The organism is Erwinia sp. 009765445 (genome assembly GCF_058137865.1).
Map to the genome: position 1 here is coordinate 47,070 of NZ_JBYUWC010000001.1, position 18,350 is coordinate 65,419.

15 protein-coding genes, 1 pseudogene and 1 other annotated feature are annotated in these 18,350 nt (G+C 53.7%); of the genes and pseudogenes, 7 read left to right on the forward strand and 9 right to left on the reverse strand.

The genetic code is table 11. The features are described 5' to 3' along the window. Positions 1 to 18: 18 nt before the first annotated feature. Entirely contained in the window at positions 19 to 612 is a 594-nt protein-coding gene (gene ribA, locus AC3Y5R_RS00175; protein ID WP_158784960.1) for a GTP cyclohydrolase II, read from the forward strand. Between the two features lie 120 nt (positions 613 to 732). Here the strand turns inward: ribA and acnA are convergent, their stop codons facing one another. The 5 genes from acnA to topA form a co-directional block, all read right to left on the reverse strand. After that, positions 733 to 3,414, reverse strand: coding sequence for an aconitate hydratase AcnA (acnA, locus tag AC3Y5R_RS00180; protein ID WP_489919630.1), 2,682 nt, complete (start codon positions 3,412 to 3,414; stop codon positions 733 to 735). 501 nt (positions 3,415 to 3,915) lie between these two features. Further along, positions 3,916 to 4,071 (reverse strand): hypothetical protein, encoded by a 156-nt coding sequence (locus AC3Y5R_RS00185; RefSeq protein ID WP_489919631.1) that lies wholly within the window; start codon positions 4,069 to 4,071, stop codon positions 3,916 to 3,918. 17 nt (positions 4,072 to 4,088) lie between these two features. Then, a complete protein-coding gene (locus AC3Y5R_RS00190) occupies positions 4,089 to 4,247 on the reverse strand; it encodes a YmiA family putative membrane protein (RefSeq protein WP_158784957.1) in 159 nt (52 codons plus the stop codon). 504 nt (positions 4,248 to 4,751) lie between these two features. Continuing rightward, complete coding sequence (gene cysB / locus AC3Y5R_RS00195; RefSeq protein WP_158784956.1) at positions 4,752 to 5,726, reverse strand: HTH-type transcriptional regulator CysB; 975 nt, start codon at positions 5,724 to 5,726, stop codon at positions 4,752 to 4,754. Positions 5,727 to 5,932: 206 nt separating this feature from the next. Beyond that, complete coding sequence (topA, locus tag AC3Y5R_RS00200) at positions 5,933 to 8,545, reverse strand: type I DNA topoisomerase (RefSeq protein ID WP_489919632.1); 2,613 nt, start codon at positions 8,543 to 8,545, stop codon at positions 5,933 to 5,935. Positions 8,546 to 8,952: 407 nt separating this feature from the next. Here topA and AC3Y5R_RS00205 point away from each other — a divergent pair, with 407 nt between their 5' ends. Beyond that, positions 8,953 to 9,201 (forward strand): DUF2498 family protein, encoded by a 249-nt coding sequence (locus AC3Y5R_RS00205; protein WP_489919633.1) that lies wholly within the window; start codon positions 8,953 to 8,955, stop codon positions 9,199 to 9,201. 42 nt (positions 9,202 to 9,243) lie between these two features. Here AC3Y5R_RS00205 and sohB read toward each other — a convergent pair whose 3' ends face one another. Then, positions 9,244 to 10,293, reverse strand: a complete 1,050-nt coding sequence (sohB, locus tag AC3Y5R_RS00210) for a protease SohB (RefSeq protein WP_489919634.1) — start codon at positions 10,291 to 10,293, stop codon at positions 9,244 to 9,246. 221 nt (positions 10,294 to 10,514) lie between these two features. Here sohB and AC3Y5R_RS00215 point away from each other — a divergent pair, with 221 nt between their 5' ends. Both AC3Y5R_RS00215 and cobO read left to right on the forward strand, forming a co-directional pair. Further along, positions 10,515 to 11,276 (forward strand): YciK family oxidoreductase, encoded by a 762-nt coding sequence (locus AC3Y5R_RS00215; protein WP_489919635.1) that lies wholly within the window; start codon positions 10,515 to 10,517, stop codon positions 11,274 to 11,276. Next, positions 11,276 to 11,866: a cob(I)yrinic acid a,c-diamide adenosyltransferase gene (gene cobO, locus AC3Y5R_RS00220; protein WP_489919636.1), complete on the forward strand. Its 591-nt coding sequence runs from the start codon at positions 11,276 to 11,278 to the stop codon at positions 11,864 to 11,866. Before AC3Y5R_RS00215 ends, cobO begins: the two co-directional genes overlap by 1 nt. Positions 11,867 to 11,929: 63 nt before the next feature. On the opposite strand, the gene rluB is transcribed toward cobO, so the two are convergent. Then, the gene (gene rluB / locus AC3Y5R_RS00225; protein ID WP_489919637.1) at positions 11,930 to 12,796 is read right to left on the reverse strand and encodes a 23S rRNA pseudouridine(2605) synthase RluB; all 867 of its coding nucleotides are present in this window, start codon (positions 12,794 to 12,796) and stop codon (positions 11,930 to 11,932) included. A 221-nt stretch (positions 12,797 to 13,017) separates the two neighbouring features. Here rluB and AC3Y5R_RS00230 point away from each other — a divergent pair, with 221 nt between their 5' ends. After that, positions 13,018 to 13,272, forward strand: a complete 255-nt coding sequence (locus tag AC3Y5R_RS00230; protein ID WP_489919638.1) for a hypothetical protein — start codon at positions 13,018 to 13,020, stop codon at positions 13,270 to 13,272. Between the two features lie 112 nt (positions 13,273 to 13,384). Here AC3Y5R_RS00230 and AC3Y5R_RS00235 read toward each other — a convergent pair whose 3' ends face one another. Together AC3Y5R_RS00235 and rnm are read right to left on the reverse strand one after the other, a co-directional pair. After that, positions 13,385 to 14,005 carry an L-threonylcarbamoyladenylate synthase gene (locus tag AC3Y5R_RS00235; protein ID WP_489919639.1) on the reverse strand — a complete coding sequence of 207 codons (621 nt, stop codon included), beginning with the start codon at positions 14,003 to 14,005 and terminating at the stop codon, positions 13,385 to 13,387. Between the two features lie 33 nt (positions 14,006 to 14,038). Then, entirely contained in the window at positions 14,039 to 14,950 is a 912-nt protein-coding gene (rnm, locus tag AC3Y5R_RS00240; protein WP_489919640.1) for an RNase RNM, read from the reverse strand. A 121-nt stretch (positions 14,951 to 15,071) separates the two neighbouring features. Beyond that, positions 15,072 to 15,171, forward strand: a sequence feature (Trp leader region). A gap of 25 nt (positions 15,172 to 15,196) precedes the next feature. Here rnm and AC3Y5R_RS00245 point away from each other — a divergent pair. Both AC3Y5R_RS00245 and trpD read left to right on the forward strand, forming a co-directional pair. After that, positions 15,197 to 16,759, forward strand: a complete 1,563-nt coding sequence (locus AC3Y5R_RS00245) for an anthranilate synthase component 1 (protein ID WP_489919641.1) — start codon at positions 15,197 to 15,199, stop codon at positions 16,757 to 16,759. Then, a pseudogene (gene trpD, locus AC3Y5R_RS00250) lies at positions 16,759 to 18,349 on the forward strand (bifunctional anthranilate synthase glutamate amidotransferase component TrpG/anthranilate phosphoribosyltransferase TrpD). Before AC3Y5R_RS00245 ends, trpD begins: the two are co-directional and overlap by 1 nt. Position 18,350: the final 1 nt, after the last annotated feature.

Here is an 18,350-nt window from a genome sequence, read left to right on the forward strand (position 1 = left end):
GAGTATCTGGAGAGTCACATGCAGCTTAAACGGGTAGCAGAAGCCAAACTGCCCACACCATGGGGAGATTTCCTGATGGTTGGTTTTGAAGAACTGGCAACCGGTCACGACCATGTGGCCCTGGTTTATGGCGATATCAGCAACAGCGAGCCGGTTCTGGCCCGTGTGCATTCTGAATGTCTGACGGGCGATGCCCTGTTCAGCCTGCGCTGTGACTGTGGTTTTCAGCTGGAAGCGGCGCTGAATCATATCGCTGAAGAGGGTCGCGGTGTGCTGCTTTATCATCGTCAGGAAGGTCGTAACATCGGCCTGCTGAATAAAATTCGCGCCTATGCTCTGCAGGACAAAGGGTATGACACGGTAGAAGCGAACCACCAGTTGGGCTTCGCCGCCGACGAGCGGGATTTCACCCTGTGTGCCGATATGTTTAAACTGCTGGGAGTGAATGAAGTTCGCCTGCTGACAAATAACCCGCGTAAAGTCGAAATCCTCAGCGAAGCGGGAATTAACATTGTTGAGCGTGTTCCGCTGATAGTTGGGCGCAATCCTGAAAACGCTCATTATCTGGATACCAAGGCGGCCAAAATGGGCCATCTGCTGTCGAAAGAGTGAGTCACTGTTGATCAAAACCACACGGGTCAAATTCAGACTGCCAATACCGCCTTCCCTGGCGTGAGGCACAACATTTACGGCCTGTGTTCCTTTCCTGTCAGTGTCTTAGCCTTAGCAGAACTAATTCAGCATATTACGAATTACGTAGTGCAGAATGCCATCGTTCTGGTAATAGGTCAGTTCATTGCCGGTGTCGATGCGGCAGCGGGTTTCCAGCGTCTCTTTATCGCCATTCACTCTGGTCAGCGTCACGGTCACCGTGCCACCGGGTTTAAGTTGTGACAGATTTTCCACATCAATCTGTTCATCACCGGTCAGCTTCAGCGTTTTCCTGGTAACGCCCTGCGGGAACTCCAGCGGCAGGATCCCCATGCCAATCAGATTTGAACGGTGAATACGCTCAAAGGATTCAGCGATAACTACCCTGACGCCTAACAGACGCGGCCCTTTCGCTGCCCAGTCACGGCTTGAACCCGAGCCATACTCCTTACCGGCGATCACCGCCAGTGGCGTCGACTGCTGCTGATACTTCATGGCAGCATCGTAAATAGCCAGCTGTTCATTGCCGGGAATAAATCGGGTGATGCCACCCTCCACACCGGGAACCATTTCATTTTTGATACGGATATTGGCGAATGTGCCGCGCATCATCACTTCATGATTCCCCCTGCGTGAACCGTAGGAGTTAAAATCAGCCCGTTCAACGCCATGATCCAGCAGATAACGCCCTGCCGGACTGTCGGCTTTGATGCTCCCGGCTGGCGAGATATGGTCGGTGGTGACGGAATCACCCAGCATCGCAAGGATTCTGGCCCCCTGAATATCTTCCACCGGCTCGGGCTCTTTGCCCATCTCATCAAAGAACGGCGACAAACGAATGTAGGTTGAGCCTTCATCCCAGTCGTAAGTTGCCGCCTCGCTGACTTTTATCTGCTGCCACTCAGGCGTGCCTTCAAAGACTTCGGCATACTCCTTATGGAACATATCGGTGGAGACCATCTGCACGGCTTCAGCAATCTCTTCCGGCGAAGGCCAGATATCTTTCAGGTAAACCGGCTTGCCTGTTTTATCCTCACCGAGCGGGTCTTTCTGAAGGTTAATATTCATATTCCCGGCGAGCGCGTAAGCCACCACCAGCGGTGGCGATGCCAGCCAGTTCGTTTTGACATAAGGATGGATACGGCCTTCGAAGTTACGGTTACCCGAAAGCACCGCGCCAACAGTCAGATCGCCCTCTTTGATAGCGGACTCAATCTCAGCCGGCAACGGCCCGGAGTTGCCGATACAGGTTGTGCAGCCATACCCAACCAGATTAAAGCCCAGCTTATCCAGATAAGGCGTCAGTCTGGCCGTAGCCAGATAGTCGGAAACCACTTTCGACCCGGGAGCCAGAGAAGCCTTCACCCATGGCTGACGTTTCAGACCCAGCGTCACGGCTTTTTTCGCCAGCAGTCCGGCAGCCATCAGTACGCTCGGGTTGGAAGTATTGGTACAGGAAGTAATCGCAGAAATGACCACCGCACCGTCTTGCAGTGTATGCTGCAGCCCGGTAGTGCTATCGGTATAGCTGACAGCCTTATGCTGTTTCTGAGCCTGGTTGACCTCAAGCTCGTTGCTGGCCTGAAATGCCTTCGGCACATCGCCAAGAGAAACTCGGTCCTGAGGACGTTTCGGACCTGCAAGGCTGGCTTCGACCTCTTTCATATCCAGCGCCAGTGAGCTGGTGAAGATCGGTTCGTCACCCGGATTACGCCACATGCCCTGCTCTTTAGCATAAGCTTCTACCAGCGCAACCTCTCCAACCGTTCTGCCAGTCAGCGTCATGTAACCCAATGTGACATCATCAACCGGGAAAAAGCCGCAGGTGGCACCGTACTCAGGTGACATGTTCGCAATGGTTGCACGGTCGGCCAGCGGCAGATCGTCCAGCCCGTCGCCATAGAACTCAACGAATTTCCCGACCACGCCATGCTTACGCAGCATCTGGGTAACGGTCAGAACCAGGTCGGTTGCGGTGATCCCCGGCTTTAATTTTCCGGTGAGCTTGAATCCCACCACGTCCGGTATCAACATGGAAACGGGCTGGCCCAGCATGGCAGCTTCCGCCTCAATCCCGCCCACGCCCCAACCCAGCACGCCAAGCGCATTGATCATAGTGGTGTGGGAGTCGGTACCGACCAGCGTGTCCGGATAGGCAAACGCCTCTCCGTCCTGCTTTTCATGCCAGACCGCCTTTCCCAGATACTCAAGGTTAACCTGGTGACAGATACCGGTTCCCGGTGGCACCACGCTGAATTTGTTAAAGGCCTTTTGCCCCCAACGCAGAAATACGTAGCGCTCGTGGTTACGCTCCATTTCCAGCCGGACGTTCTCTTCGAAAGCATCATCATCGCCGAAGTGGTCAACGGTAACAGAGTGGTCGATAACCAAATCGACTGGCGAGAGCGGATTAACTTTTGCCACGTCGCCACCGAGCCGCTTAACGGCTTCACGCATTGCGGCGAGATCGACCACGGCAGGTACGCCGGTAAAGTCCTGCATCAGTACACGGGCAGGACGATAAGCAATCTCACGGTCGGCATGAGCCTGCTTCAGCCAGCCGGCCAGTGCATAAATATCTTCTTCTGTTACGGAATCTTCATCCTGCCAGCGCAGGAGATTTTCAAGCAAAACTTTCAGGGATTTGGGCAGGCGGGAAAGGTCACCAAGGTGTGCTTCAGCTTTCGGCAGACTGTAATAATTATAGTGCTGGCCTTGCACATTCAGTCTGGCCCTGACCGTTTGGTGTAGGGTGGATGACATTGCTCCTCCTTTATTTGTCTTATCATAACCTGAGTAATTACATGGTCTGATGTAAAGATAGTACAAACAGGAGGTAACGTTTTGATAACAACATGAAATGATACCTGGAGCAACATCCGGTAAAACAAAAACGCCCCGCTGTATCAGGCAGCGAGGCGTTATTATGAGAATTCTTTTTATTTTATATATGCATTATTAATGCATCATCATTCCCAGCCAAAGCAGGCTTGTCCAGAATAAGGCAGAAAAAGTCCAGGTGCTGAACCAGGTCATTTGAGTTAAATTCATTTTATGCCCCCACTCAGGTCGAAATGACCATAAATGTACTGCTTCGAAACCGTTGCTATTGCAAACCAGCTTCACCGTTTATTGATGGTTTTCCCATCAGCAGGCGACAACGTGCCTTGACCAATAACAGGGTCAATAAGTTAGTTCTAAGTTTTTGAATTTTTAATGTCCGACCAGAAGCCGGTAAAGTACTGCTTAATTACTTACTTTTTTTTATCGATCATCACTTTTTTTATCGATCATCGAATCGATAAAACTGCGCTGCAGTTCACTCAGGCCCCAGGAGTCAGGAACAATCACTTCGTCCGTTTTTTTGCCTTTGCAATAACGCTCTTTGATTTTGCTTTGCTGCTGTGGCTTACGATTCAAAGTCTCCAGGTGCATCATTATCCCCAAATGCGCCAAATCATTAAGGCGGCAGCGATCCAGAATACAGCTGAACCAGCGAAAACGGCCATCCACGCTTTGCGTTTCAGGTTTGCATTACGCTGAACCGGTACGATCTTGTGCCCGAAGTCGGGTTGTACAGATAGTCTTGTAGTCATAGTTTTTGATAATCACTCTCATTAGGAACGATTGTTTGAACCAATCAGAAATTAGGATGAATCCTAAACATTTTACGGAGCGAGATCCAGTCATTTTTATTGAACTAAACGATTAACGGTATTCATCAAAGCAGAAAACCTAAATTGATTGTCCTTAAGCAAACTTAAGTCAATTAATGACTTCTTAAGTCAAATAACCCCGAAGACATCCCCTCTCAGATCCATTAATTACTCAAGTCACCTTTACTTACCCTTACGAAGCGCCTGTTCCAGCGACTCTTTAACTGGAGTATGGGAATGTTCTTAGAGGAGTGCAAAGCCGCACGGTAAAAAGTGTGTACCATTTCTCATTTAATGAATAACAAAGAAAAAACATGTGATACATGTTTCATTTACGTAAAAAGAATAAAAAGCTTTCATTGATGGGAGTAATAGAAAGGGACAATCAAACGATTCAGGGCCAAAGATTGGCCCTGATAATAACACTAATATTCACGAGGGAAATTATCTGGCAGGCAACTTGATATCTTTAAACATGGCTTCAATATCTTCATTCGAACGCAAACCTACAGCAGTATCAACAACATCGCGGGTCAGATGAGGAGCAAAACGCTGTATAAAGTCGTACATATAGCTTCTGAGGAAGGTGCTGCGGCGGAAGCCAATCTTGGTTGTACTGTAGGTAAAGACATCCGTTGCTTCAATTCTCACCAGGTCGGGATCGGAGACAGGATCAACCGCCATGCTGGCAATGACGCCAACACCCAGTCCAAGACGTACATACGTTTTGATAACATCTGCATCCGTCGCAGTGAAGACAATCCTTGGTGTCAGCCCCGCGCGATTAAAGGCCGTGTCCAGTTCTGATCGGCCCGTGAAACCGAAGGTATAGGTGACCAGCGGGTAGTCCGCAAGTTCCTCGATCGACACTTTCTCTTTACCCGCCAGTGGATGGTCGGGGGTAACGACGATGGCGCGGTTCCAGTGATAGCAAGGCAGCATGATTAAGTCGTCATACAGATGCAGGGCTTCGGTGGCGATGGCAAAGTCGGCATTACCCTTAGAAACGGCTTCGGCGATTTGCGTTGGCGATCCCTGATGCATATGCAGAGAAACCCGTGGATAGCGTTCGATAAAGCCTTTAATCACATTTGGCAGCGCATAGCGCGCCTGCGTATGCGTGGTAGCAACGTAGAGCGAGCCTTTATCCGGCCAGGTGTGCTCCCCCGCCACGGATTTGATCGCATCCACTTTGGAGAGAACTTCACGGGCAATGCGGATAATTTCCTGACCGGCTGGCGTAACCTGAGTCAGGTGCTTGCCGCTGCGGGCGAATATCTGGATACCCAGCTCATCCTCCAGCATGCGCACCTGCTTACTGATACCAGGTTGGGAGGTATAAAGCCCTTCAGCCGTTGAAGAGACATTCAGGTTATGGTTAACCACTTCAACGATATAACGCAGCTGCTGCAATTTCATGTTCATTCCATCCAGGGTTGAAGCCACGCGCCGGTTACCCGCGCTAACAGTTGCGGATGATCCACTGCACTGGGGAAATCCGGTCTAATGCGATTTGATAATAAGGAAAGGTATATCTATAACAACTATACCAAAAAAGCCTGGAATGTATAGCACAGTAAAGAGAGGGAGAAAAGGAAGGGCCGACAACAGCCGGCCCCTGAGGACTATTTTTTACCTGCTGCCTTGCTGGCCGCTTCCCATTTACCGTCGACGTAAAATGCCGACCAGCCAGTTGCCTTCCCGTCTTTCTCGGTGCTGACATACTGCTGTTTGGTTTTGCGGCTGAAGCGCACTACCGATTTATTGCCTTCATCGTCCGCTGCCGGAGCATCCGCCAGGTAGCTGAGCTTCTCAGGCAAACGGTCGCGGAAGCGCTGCAGCTCTTCCACCAGCGGGGCACGTGTTTCCCTGGATTTAGGGAAAGTGTTAGCCGCCAGAAAGACACCTGCTGCTCCGTCGCGCAGGACGAAGTAAGCATCCGATTTCTCGCAGGTAAGTTCTGGCAGCGGAACCGGATCTTCTTTCGGTGGCGCAACGTCACCATTACGCAGGATCTTACGGGTGTTTTTGCACTCGTCGTTGGTACAGGCCATATACTTACCGAAACGCCCCATCTTCAGGTGCATTTCAGAGCCGCACTTCTCACACTCAACGACAGGGCCGTCATAGCCTTTGATCCGGAACTCGCCCTGCTCGATTTCGTAACCATCACAGCCCGGATTGTTACCACAGACGTGCAGCTTACGCTGGTTATCGATCAGGTAGCTGTCCATTGCCGTGCCACACTTGTTGCAGCGATGGCGGGCGCGCAGCGCGTTAGTTTCCGCATCATCCCCTTCGAGAATATTCAGCACTTCATTCTCTGGAATCAGGTTAATAGTCTGTTTGCAGCGCTCTTTTGGCGGCAGCGCATAACCTGAGCAGCCCAGGAATACGCCGGTACTGGCAGTACGGATGCCCATTTTACGGCCGCAGGTCGGACAATCGATAGAGGTCAGGATCATCTGGTTCGGCTGCATGCCGCCCTCTTCCGGATCCTTATCCGCCTTCTCCAGCTGCTGGCTGAAATCGGTAAAGAACTTATCCAGCACGCCTTTCCACTGCGCTTCGTTATTGGCAACTTTGTCCAGATTGTCTTCCATGTGCGCGGTGAAATCGTAATTCATCAGCTCACGGAAATTCTCTTCCAGACGGTCGGTGACAATTTCGCCCATTTTTTCGGCGTAGAAACGGCGGCTTTCAACCCGCACATAGCCACGATCCTGAATGGTCGAAATGATGGAAGCATAGGTGGAAGGACGGCCAATGCCACGTTTTTCCAGCTCGCGAACCAGTGAGGCTTCGCTGAAGCGTGCAGGCGGCTTGGTGAAGTGCTGACTTGGCTTCAGCTGCAGCAGCTTAAGCTCTTCGCCCACGTCCACCGCCGGCAGGGTGCGATCTTCATCACCTTTACGCAGCGCAGGCATCACTCTGGTCCAGCCGTCAAAGCGCAGGGTACGGCCTTTCGCTTTAAGTTTGAAGTCACCGGCCGCTACGGTCAGCGTGGTGGAGTCGTACTGGGCTGGCATCATCTGGCAGGCCACAAACTGGCGCCAGATCAGCTGATAGAGCTTCTGTGCATCGGCTTCCATGTCCTTCAACTGCTCGGACTGCACGCCAACGTCGGAAGGACGAATCGCTTCATGCGCTTCCTGGGAATTGTCTTTACTGGCATAGACGTTTGGCGCTTTTGGCAGGTATTTCCCACCGAATTCGCTTTCAATGTAACCACGCGCCATGCTCACCGCATCCTGACTGAGGTTAGTCGAGTCAGTACGCATATAGGTAATGTGGCCAGCTTCATACAGACGCTGCGCCATCATCATGGTTTTCTTCACGCCGTAGCCCAGACGGGTACTTGCCGCCTGCTGCAGCGTGGAAGTGATAAAGGGTGCACCCGGCTTGCTGCTGGTTGGCTTGTCTTCACGATCGGCCACCACATAACGGGCTTTTTCCAGCAGGCTGACTGCCGCCTGAGTCTGCTCACCGTTAACCGGACGGAACGGCTTGTCATGCTGATGGGTCACTTCCATCGGCAGATCGCTGCCTTTCGGCGTGTTCAGATCGGCGTGCAGCTCCCAGTACTCTTCCGGGACGAACGCTTTAATTTCGCGCTCACGCTCGACCACCAGACGCACAGCAACGGACTGTACGCGGCCTGCAGAAAGGCCTCGGGCAATTTTCTTCCACAGCAGCGGGGAGACCATATACCCCACCACGCGGTCCATAAACCGGCGCGCCTGTTGCGCATTCACCCTGTCAATGTTCAGCTCGCCCGGCTTTTCAAAAGCCTGACGGATTGCATTCTTGGTAATTTCGTTAAACACCACGCGACTGAAGCGCGAATCATCGCCACCGATCACTTCCCGCAGGTGCCAGGCAATGGCTTCCCCTTCGCGGTCAAGGTCCGTTGCGAGATAGATGTGGTCAGCGTTCTGCGCCAGCGATTGCAGTTCGGAAACCACTTTTTCTTTACCGGGCAGGATCTGGTAGTTCGCTTCCCAGCCGTGATAAGGATCAACGCCCATGCGGTTAACCAGCGCCGCTTTTTCGTCCTTTTTCACCTTTTTGGTGGTTTTACTGGTTGTAGAGTCAGCGCTCTTTTTAACTGTTGATCCACTGGTCGGCAAATCACGAATATGACCGACGCTGGACTTCACCACGTAGTCATTTCCAAGATATTTATTGATCGTTTTGGCTTTTGCCGGGGACTCAACTATTACGAGAGCTTTTCCCATATTTACCTTTACCTGATTAAAACATCCGAGAGTAAATTGTGCCGTCTGCCCTGGGCAAACCTGCCGCGTCAAAGATATGGCTGCCGGATTTCAGTTTTTCAACCCGGTGACTTTTTACCAGATTGAAGCTACCTGCTCAGGAAGCCAACCTGCTGATTAACGACACCTTTTACAACCTGTAGAGCGAACTGCTCACAAAGCGTGAAGCCTGTTTTACGCCCGGAACCCGAAACGCCCACACTCTACCTGATAAAATCTGATACGCAACTTAATTAGCATCTGCCCGACGTTTCCGCCAGAAACTGGGGTAAAAAGAGTTACATGGCCCATGCTGCTACAAACATTGCGGTTTTGTTTATCGCGGACGTAATATATTGAGCGATAGAACCACTATAAAGGAGAGAACGGTGAATCAAACTGAGGCTGTTGACAAGGCCACCTTGTTGCTTAAAGCGAACGAGATGATTGCGCAGCATGAGCACTATTTCGAGGGATTAGCGGCCACGGACGTGGAGCAGAAAGGCGATGTACTGGTGTTTCGCGGTGAGTATTTCCTCGATGAACATGGGCTGCCCGGAGAGAAAAGTACCCTGGTGTTTAACGTGTTTAAATTTCTGGCGGTCGAGCTTTCGCCCCGTTATCACCTGATAAAATAACGCCCGCAGCGCGGGCGTTAGGATTACGCTGAATTTTATCGGTTACAACAGCGGCTTCTCACCACGCTGCCAGAGCCGTAACAGCAGACGTTCCGCGCTACTGGCGGCGCTCTGGGTAAAACGGTCCATCATTTTCTTGCGGCGGGTAAAGCGTACCGAGATCACTTCACGACCATTCATCTGATCAATGATCAAATCGTCGCTGGTGCCGATGGCGTCAACCAGCCCCTTTTCCAGCGCCTGAGTACCAAACCAGTGTTCACCGGTAGCGACATTGTCGATATCCAGCGAAGGGCGCATCTGGTGAACAAACTGTTTGAACAGCAGATGAGTTTCATTGAGGTCTTCACGGAATTTTTCACGTCCCTGCTCAGTGTTTTCACCAAACAGCGTCAGCGTGCGTTTGTATTCCCCGGCGGTATGCAGCTCAACGTCAATTTCGTTGCGCTTCAACAGGCGGTTGAAGTTCGGAATTTGTGCCACAACGCCAATTGAACCGATGATGGAGAATGGCGCTGCCACGATACGGTCGGCAACGCAGGCCATCATATAACCGCCACTCGCAGCAACTTTATCCACCGCTACGGTCAGACGGATACCTTTCTCACGCAGGCGCTGCAGTTGGGAAGAAGCCAGACCGTATCCGTGCACTACTCCACCCGGGCTTTCCAGACGCAGCAGCACTTCATCTTCCGGTTTCGCCACGGCCATCACCGCAGAGATCTCTTCACGCAGTGAGGAGACTTCATGGGCATCCATGCTGCCTTTAAAATCAATCACGAACAGCGTGGGCTTGCCGCTGTCTGATTTCAGCCCCTGCTTTGTACACTGTTTGGCGGTTTTGGCCTCATGCTTCTCTTTCTTCTTCTGCTCTTTGTGCCACAGTTTCTGATCCTGGTGCTTCATCTTCGCCAGCATCATCTCATCTTTCATTTCCTGGTAGCGTTCGCCCAGATGCGTCAGCTTCAACTGACCGCCCTGTGCCCGCTTGCGCATGGCCAGTTGAGTTATCAGGATAGCAATCACGGCAATCGCCACTACTACCGTGACCGTTTTGGCCAGAAATAGCCCATAATAAGAGAGTAGTTCCACTCATTCCGCCTTATTTAACATCGTATTGTACAGTCGCCAGTGTAGCCGAGTCGCTGGCTGGCGTCGCCCGAATCCCGTCGCCTGTGGGATGTTTTACCGTGGGATGACATTGAACTGATAATCATTTTCAGGCATAAAGCACATTATTCATTGCGGGCAAGGGGTTAACGGCGGTGCTGTGCCAGCCCTGCATCTCATTATTACCGCCAGAGGACTTCTTCGTGCACTATCAACCGAAAAGCAATTTGCTGAGCGATCGTATCATCCTTGTCACCGGAGCCAGCGACGGGATTGGCCGGGAAGCCGCGCTGACCTATGCACGCTATGGCGCTAAGGTTCTGCTGCTTGGACGTAATCCGCAAAAACTACAGGCTGTGGCGGATGAGATTGTCGCCAGGGGGAACCCCACTCCATACTGGTTTATTCTCGATCTGGAGACGGCTACGCCGGAACGCTGCCATCAGCTGGCCAGCGAAGTGGCAGAGAAAGTCTCGCTGCTGGACGGTGTACTGCACAATGCCGGTTTACTGGGCGAAATCGTGCCGATGGATCAGCAGGATCCGGTGGTCTGGCAGCAGGTCATGCGGGTGAACATTGATGCCACTTTCTTCCTGACTCAGGCTCTGCTACCGCTGCTGCTGAAATCCGCCTCGGGTTCGCTGGTGTTCACCACCTCCAGCGTCGGACGTCAGGGTCGTGCGGGTTGGGGAGCCTATTCCGTTTCCAAATTTGCCACCGAAGGCATGATGCAGGTGCTGGCCGAAGAGTATGGCCCGCATAACCTGCGGGTAAACTGCATCAATCCTGGCGGCACCCGTACCAAAATGCGGGCCAGCGCGTTCCCGCAGGAAGACGCCAGTAAATTAAAAACGCCGGCTGATATTATGTCGCTCTATCTCTATCTGATGGGCGACGACAGTAAAAGGAAGACCGGGATCAGCTTTGATGCCCAGCCGGGCCGTAAACCCGGAGCAGCAGAATAATGGCCGACGATCGTCACCAGCAACGCCAGCAGCGGCTGAAGGAAAAGGTGGATGCCCGTATTGCGGCTGCTACCGATTCGCGCGGTATTCTTATGGTGTTCACCGGCAATGGAAAAGGCAAAACCACCGCAGCCTTCGGAACCGCGACGCGGGCTGTCGGCCACCAGAAACGGGTGGGTGTGATTCAGTTTATCAAAGGTGAATGGCCAAACGGCGAACGCAATCTGCTGGAGCCGCACGGCGTGGAATTTCAGGTGATGTCTACCGGTTTCACCTGGGATACCCAGAATCGCGAATGGGATACCGCTGCCTGCCTGGCAGTCTGGCAGCACGCCAAACGCATGTTAACGGACGAGACGCTGGATCTGGTGGTACTGGATGAGCTGACTTATATGGTCAGTTTTGACTATCTGCCGCTGGAAGACGTGCTGGAAGCACTGGCGGGTCGTCCGTTGCTGCAGAGTGTGATCGTCACCGGCCGCGGCTGTCATCGCGATCTGGTGGAAATGGCCGATACCGTCACGGAAATGCGTCCGGTACGCCATGCTTTTGATGCAGGCATTCAGGCTCAACAGGGCATTGACTGGTAATAACTCATCCTGCAGGCGAAAAAAAAGGGTGAATATTTCACCCTTTTCACGTTTATCGTGCTGTTAACGCTTGCTGGCCGGACGGCGGCTGCCGGTTGACTGTGCGTGGCGCTTAACGGCGCGACGGATCTGATTCGCTTTGGTACGGCGACGATCTTTCTCGACCGGCACTTTACTGGTGGTTTCTGGTGGCAGACCAACCAGTTCACGCAGGTAATTAGTCGGAGCCAGATCCAGCTCGGTATAGCCACCGCGCGGTAAGCCTTTAGGCAGATCGATATCACCGTAGCGGGTACGGATCAGTCGGCTGACCTGCACACCCACGGACTCCCACAGCCGACGCACTTCGCGGTTACGGCCTTCAGTCAGGGTCACGCTGTACCACTGGTTGATACCTTCACCGCCGCTGAACTTCAGCGTTTTGAACGCGGCCGGCCCATCTTCCAGCTGCACGCCACGGCTCAGTTGCTTCAGCTTATCGTTATCAACCTGGCCGAAGACGCGAACCGCATATTCTCTTTCCACTTCACGGCTTGGGTGCATCAGGCGATTTGCCAGCTCACCGTCAGTGGTGAACAGCAGCAGGCCGCAGGTGTTCACATCCAGACGCCCTACGGCAATCCAGCGTGCGCCACGCAGCTTTGGCAGACGGTCGAAGACGGTTGGGCGACCTTCCGGATCGTTTCGGGTACATAACTCGCCTTCCGGCTTGTAATAAGCCAGCACGCGGCAGACTTCTTCTGTGGATTCCGCAACGGAGACCAGGTGGCCATCAATACGGATTTTCAGAGCTTTGCTCGGCTCAACACGGTCACCCAGTGTGGCCAGCTTGCCGTCCACACTAACCCGTCCGGCAGAAATCATGGTTTCAATCTCACGGCGGGAACCGTGCCCGGCGCGCGCCAGGACTTTCTGTAATTTTTCGCTCATGGAGCTACCTCTGTGTCGCCTTCCCAGGCGTCATGCTGTACGTCAACACGCCAGGCCAGAAACGAGTCGGGCCAGGCGTATTGTAGAGATTTCCTGGGTCAGCCCTGTCTGAACAGGCAGCTGTTCCCTCTTAATCGTGGCCGCACATACTACACGATTTTTCAGATAAAGGATGCTGATTAATAAGATCTCCGCTAACAAGCTTTGGCGATACGTGCGCCATGCCGGTGAAATCTTCCGGCGTAAAGCTTGCCATTACTGGTATTCGTAATGAATGGAATAAGCGCCCGTGCGTGGCAATCGCTTCAAACGCTGGCGCGGTAGAAGGAATGTCAGGCGGTGCGATTTATAATCATGATGACACCATCGGCGGCGTGATAGTCGGCTATAACCGCCAGGTGAGAAAACACAATTCAGCAGTTCCTGTTAAGGATGTCTCTGACTACATTCCCTGTCAGGATTTTAAGAGTAGCTGACTAAGTCAACTTCTTAATAAAATAATTAACACGCCCGATTAAATGAGATTTAAATGCATCTTATATTTATTTAGCGGCCGCCAGAATAATGTTCTCTGGCGGGCGTTTTTATTTACAGGAAAGGTTGCACATCCCCCATCCCTTCCCTGACCACCACCGGGCTGTTTTCAGTCAGGTCGATCACCGTTGTTGGGTGCTGCCCCAGATAGCCACCGTGGATGATCAAATCCACCAGCTTACCAATGGTGTCCTGAATAGCCTCCGGATCGGATTCCGTAAAATCATTGCCCGGCAGCATCAGCGAAGTCGACATCAGTGGCTCATTCAGCGCTTCAAGCAGCGCCAACGCAATCGGATTCGACGGCACGCGCAAGCCTATGGTTTTCCTCTTTTCGCTCATCAGACGGCGTGGCACTTCCTTGGTGGCTTTCAGGATGAAGGTATAGTTGCCCGGCGTGTTATTTTTAATCAGCCGGAAAGCCGTATTGTCCACATGAGCATAAGTAGACAGCTCCGACAGATCCCGACACATCAGCGTAAAGTTGTGATTGCCATCCAGCTGCCTGATGCGACAGATGCGCTCCATAGCATTCTTGTCTTCCAGCTTGCAGCCCAGCGCGTAGCCAGAATCCGTTGGGTAGACAATAACACTGCCTTTATGCAGCAACTCTACCGCCTGCTTGATCAGGCGTGGCTGCGGGTTTTCCGGGTGAATATAAAAAAATTGACTCATAACAAACCTCTTGTTTGCCGCGCAGCGGGCGGATCAAACTTGTGCAATTTCCGGGAAGCGCAGCCAGACGGCCTCAACGCCACCCGGCAGCCATAATTTTTTTCCCAACTCGATCCACGGACAGGGCTGATGGAAGTCAGAACCCTGCGACGCAGCCAGCTGGTAGTCCTGCGCATAGCGCGCCAGCTGGGTACGCTCATTGGGCGCCTGCTGACACTGTGCCACTTCCATTGCGTCGCCGCCCTCCTCACTGAAGTGGGCGATCAAACGCTTCAGCCATTTTGCCGACAGGCCGTAACGGCCCGGATGGGCCAGTACCGCACGTCCACCAGAATGATGAATGGCATCAATGGCTTGTTTAATTGTACACCACTGTGGCGGGGCATAACCGGTTTTGCCTCTGGCGAGGTAGTTTTTAAACACCTGCGCCATGTTGTCAGCTTTGCCCTGAGCGATCAGGAAGCGGGCGAAATGCCCCCGGGTGATCGCCCCGCCCTCAGCCAGCGCCATCGCGCCTGCCAGGCTGCCTGGAATATGGGCTTTTTCCAGCCGTTCTGCGATTAACTCTGCACGCGCCAGTCGCCGGTCAGTCTGTTCCTTCAAAAAAGCGGTCAGCTCCGGATGCTCAGTGGCCACACCCAGACCAACAATGTGAATCTCATGATTTTCCCACAGAGAAGAGACTTCCACCCCGGCGATCAGCTGCAAAGGGAGCTGATGCCTCGCAATCGCCTCACGCGCGGACGGAATGCCATCCACGGTATCGTGATCGGTGATAGCCAGCACGCCCACGCGATGCTCGACCGCGCGCAGCACCAATTCTTCCGGGGTAAGTAAGCCATCAGAGGCGCGGGTGTGACTGTGGAGATCGTATACGGGCCAGGGATCTAACGGGGTTGGATCTGTCAAAACTGCTCCGGCATCGGCGGATAAATGTCGCAGCATGATACCGGGATTTCGCTCCGGAGGAAAAAGAGTATTGACTTTTTGGCGGCGAACCAGTTAACTAGTACGCAAGTTCACATGCAAGGGTATCTGAATCATGACTATGACACATTTAATGATGACTGGTTGGTGGCGCACTTCTCCCTGAACGGGCGAAGGAGTCATGCACGCAACCAGACGTTGTGCAGATACCCAAGCCCGCCTAACGCGGGCTTTTTTTTAAGCAAATTTCAGAGAACTGACCTCATGCAAAATGCCAAACCTACAGTGAAGTTGATTACCGGCAACGCACCTTACCGCGAGGATCCGGCCGCCGTTTTTCATCAGCTGTGTGGTGCCCGCCCGGCCACGCTGTTGCTCGAATCCGCTGACATTGACAGCAAGCGTAATCTGAAAAGCCTGCTGATTGTCGACAGTGCTCTGCGCATTAAAGCACTGGGAAATACCGTTACCGTGCAGGCGCTGTCAGAGAATGGCCGCGCGATCCTGCCCCTGCTGGATGTCGCATTGCCTGCAAGCGTGATCAGCACCGTCCGCCCCGATGGCCGTGAGCTGACCTTTCCGGCCAACACAGAAGTGCAGGATGAAGATTCACGGCTGAAGTCGATATCCGTTTTTGATGCGCTGCGTCTGATCCCGCATCTGGTTAACAGCCCTGAAGAAGAGCGCGAAGCTATGCTGCTCGGCGGCCTGTTTGCTTATGACCTGGTGGCCGGGTTTGAGAACCTGCCAGAGCTGAACAACGACCAACGCTGCCCGGACTACTGTTTCTATCTGGCTGAAACGCTGCTGGTCATTGACCACCAGAGCCAGACAGCCCGCCTGCAGGCCAGCCTGTTTACCTCCACGCCGGGCGAATTTTTACGCCTGCAGAGCCGTATAGAACAGCTCCATGCGCAGATGCTGCAGCCCGCTCATCCACTCCCGGTCCAGCCGGTTGAAAAAATGACGCTGAGCTGCAACCAGAGCGATGAAGAGTACTGCAACGTGGTTCGTGAGCTGCAGGAAGCCATCCGCGTTGGCGAAATTTTCCAGGTGGTGCCGTCACGCCGTTTCTCACTGCCTTGCCCTTCTCCGCTGGCAGCTTATGACACGCTGAAAAACAGCAACCCAAGCCCGTATATGTTCTTTATGCAGGATCAGGACTTCAGCCTGTTCGGTGCCTCACCGGAAAGCTCACTGAAGTATGATGCCGCCAGCCGCCAGATTGAGATCTACCCAATTGCCGGTACCCGTCCGCGCGGACGCCATGCCGACGGTTCTCTGGACCGCGATCTGGACAGCCGCATTGAACTGGAAATGCGCACCGACCATAAAGAACTGGCCGAGCACCTGATGCTGGTTGACCTGGCACGTAACGATCTGGCACGCATCTGCACATCGGGCAGCCGCTACGTTGCTGACCTGACCAAAGTTGACCGCTACTCCTTTGTGATGCACCTGGTATCCCGCGTGGTCGGCCAGCTGCGTGAAGATCTGGACGTGCTGCACGCTTACAGCGCCTGCATGAACATGGGCACGCTGAGCGGTGCGCCGAAAGTTCGCGCCATGCAGCTGATTGCCGGAGCCGAAGGCACCCGTCGCGGCAGCTACGGCGGCGCGGTGGGCTACTTCACGGCCAGCGGCGATTTGGATACCTGTATCGTTATTCGTTCAGCTTACGTTGAAGACGGTGTCGCTACCGTTCAGGCCGGGGCTGGTGTGGTGCTGGATTCTGTTCCGCAAGCGGAAGCGGATGAGAGCCGTAATAAAGCCCGCGCCGTTCTTCGCGCTATCGCCACGGCCCATCACTGCAAGGAGATTTTCTGATGGCTGATATTCTGCTGCTCGACAACATTGACTCCTTTACCTATAACCTGGTTGACCAGTTACGTGCGTTTGGCCATAACGTGGTGATTTACCGTAACAATGTACCGGCAGAAACGTTAATCGACCGCCTGCAGAACATGGAAAATCCGGTGCTGATGCTGTCACCAGGTCCGGGAGCCCCTTCTGAAGCAGGCTGCATGCCGGAACTGCTGCAGCGCCTGCGCGGCCGTCTGCCGATTATCGGTATCTGTCTGGGCCATCAGGCGATTGTGGAAACCTACGGCGGCCACGTGGGGCAGGCTGGTGAAATCCTGCACGGTAAAGCCTCAGGCATTACCCATGATGATCTGGGCATGTTTGCCGGGCTGAGCAACCCGCTGCCGGTGGCGCGTTATCACTCTCTGGTGGGCAGCAATGTCCCGGCAGAACTGATCGTCAACGCTACTTTTAACGGCATGGTAATGGCTGTCCGTCACGATGCCGATCGCGTCTGCGGATTCCAGTTCCATCCGGAATCCATTCTGACCACCCAGGGCGCACGCCTTCTGGAACAAACACTCGCCTGGGCGCTGGCGTAATAAGGAGACCCCGATGAACGAGATTCTGGAAAAACTTTATCAGGCTCAGACCCTGACCCAGGCGGAAAGCCATCAGCTGTTCTCGGCAATCATAACCGGTCAGCTGGCGCCGACCCAGCTTGCTGCCGCGCTGATTGCGATGAAAGTTCGCGGTGAGCGCCCGGAAGAGATTGCCGGTGCTGCCACGGCGCTGCTGGAAGATGCCAAACCTTTCCCGCGTCCTGACTACGCCTTCGCGGATATCGTCGGGACCGGCGGTGACGGCAGCAACAGCATTAATATCTCCACCGCCAGCGCCTTTGTGGCGTCTGCCTGTGGTCTGAAAGTGGCCAAGCACGGCAACCGCAGCGTTTCCAGCAAATCCGGTTCTTCCGATCTGCTGGCGGCGTTTGGCATCAGTCTGGATCTGCCAGCAGAAAAAGCTCGCCAGGCACTGGACGATCTCAACGTCTGCTTCCTGTTCGCGCCCCAGTACCACACCGGCTTTCGTCATGCCATGCCGGTACGCCAGCAGTTGAAGACCCGCACACTGTTTAACGTACTCGGCCCGCTGATCAACCCGGCGCGCCCTCCTCTGGCAGTGATTGGCGTTTACAGCCCTGAACTGGTGCTGCCAGTGGCAAAAACGCTGAAAATGCTGGGCTACCAGCGTGCGGCGGTGGTCCACGGCGGCGGGATGGATGAGGTTGCCCTGCACGCTAAAACCCACGTGGCAGAACTGCGTGAAGGCGAGATCACCAGCTACCAGCTGACGCCGGAAGACTTCGGCCTGAGTTTCCACCCGCAGGAGGCGCTGGCGGGCGGCACACCTGAAGAAAACCGTGACATTCTGACACGATTACTCCAGGGTAAAGGCGAGCGCGCGCACGAGGAGGCCGTTGCGGCTAACGTGGCGCTGCTGCTGAAGATTTTCGGCAATGAAGATTTACGGGAAAATGCCCGGACGGCGCTGAGCGTCATCCGCAGTGGTCAGGCTTACGAGCAAGTTGTCGCACTGGCAGCAAGAGGATAAT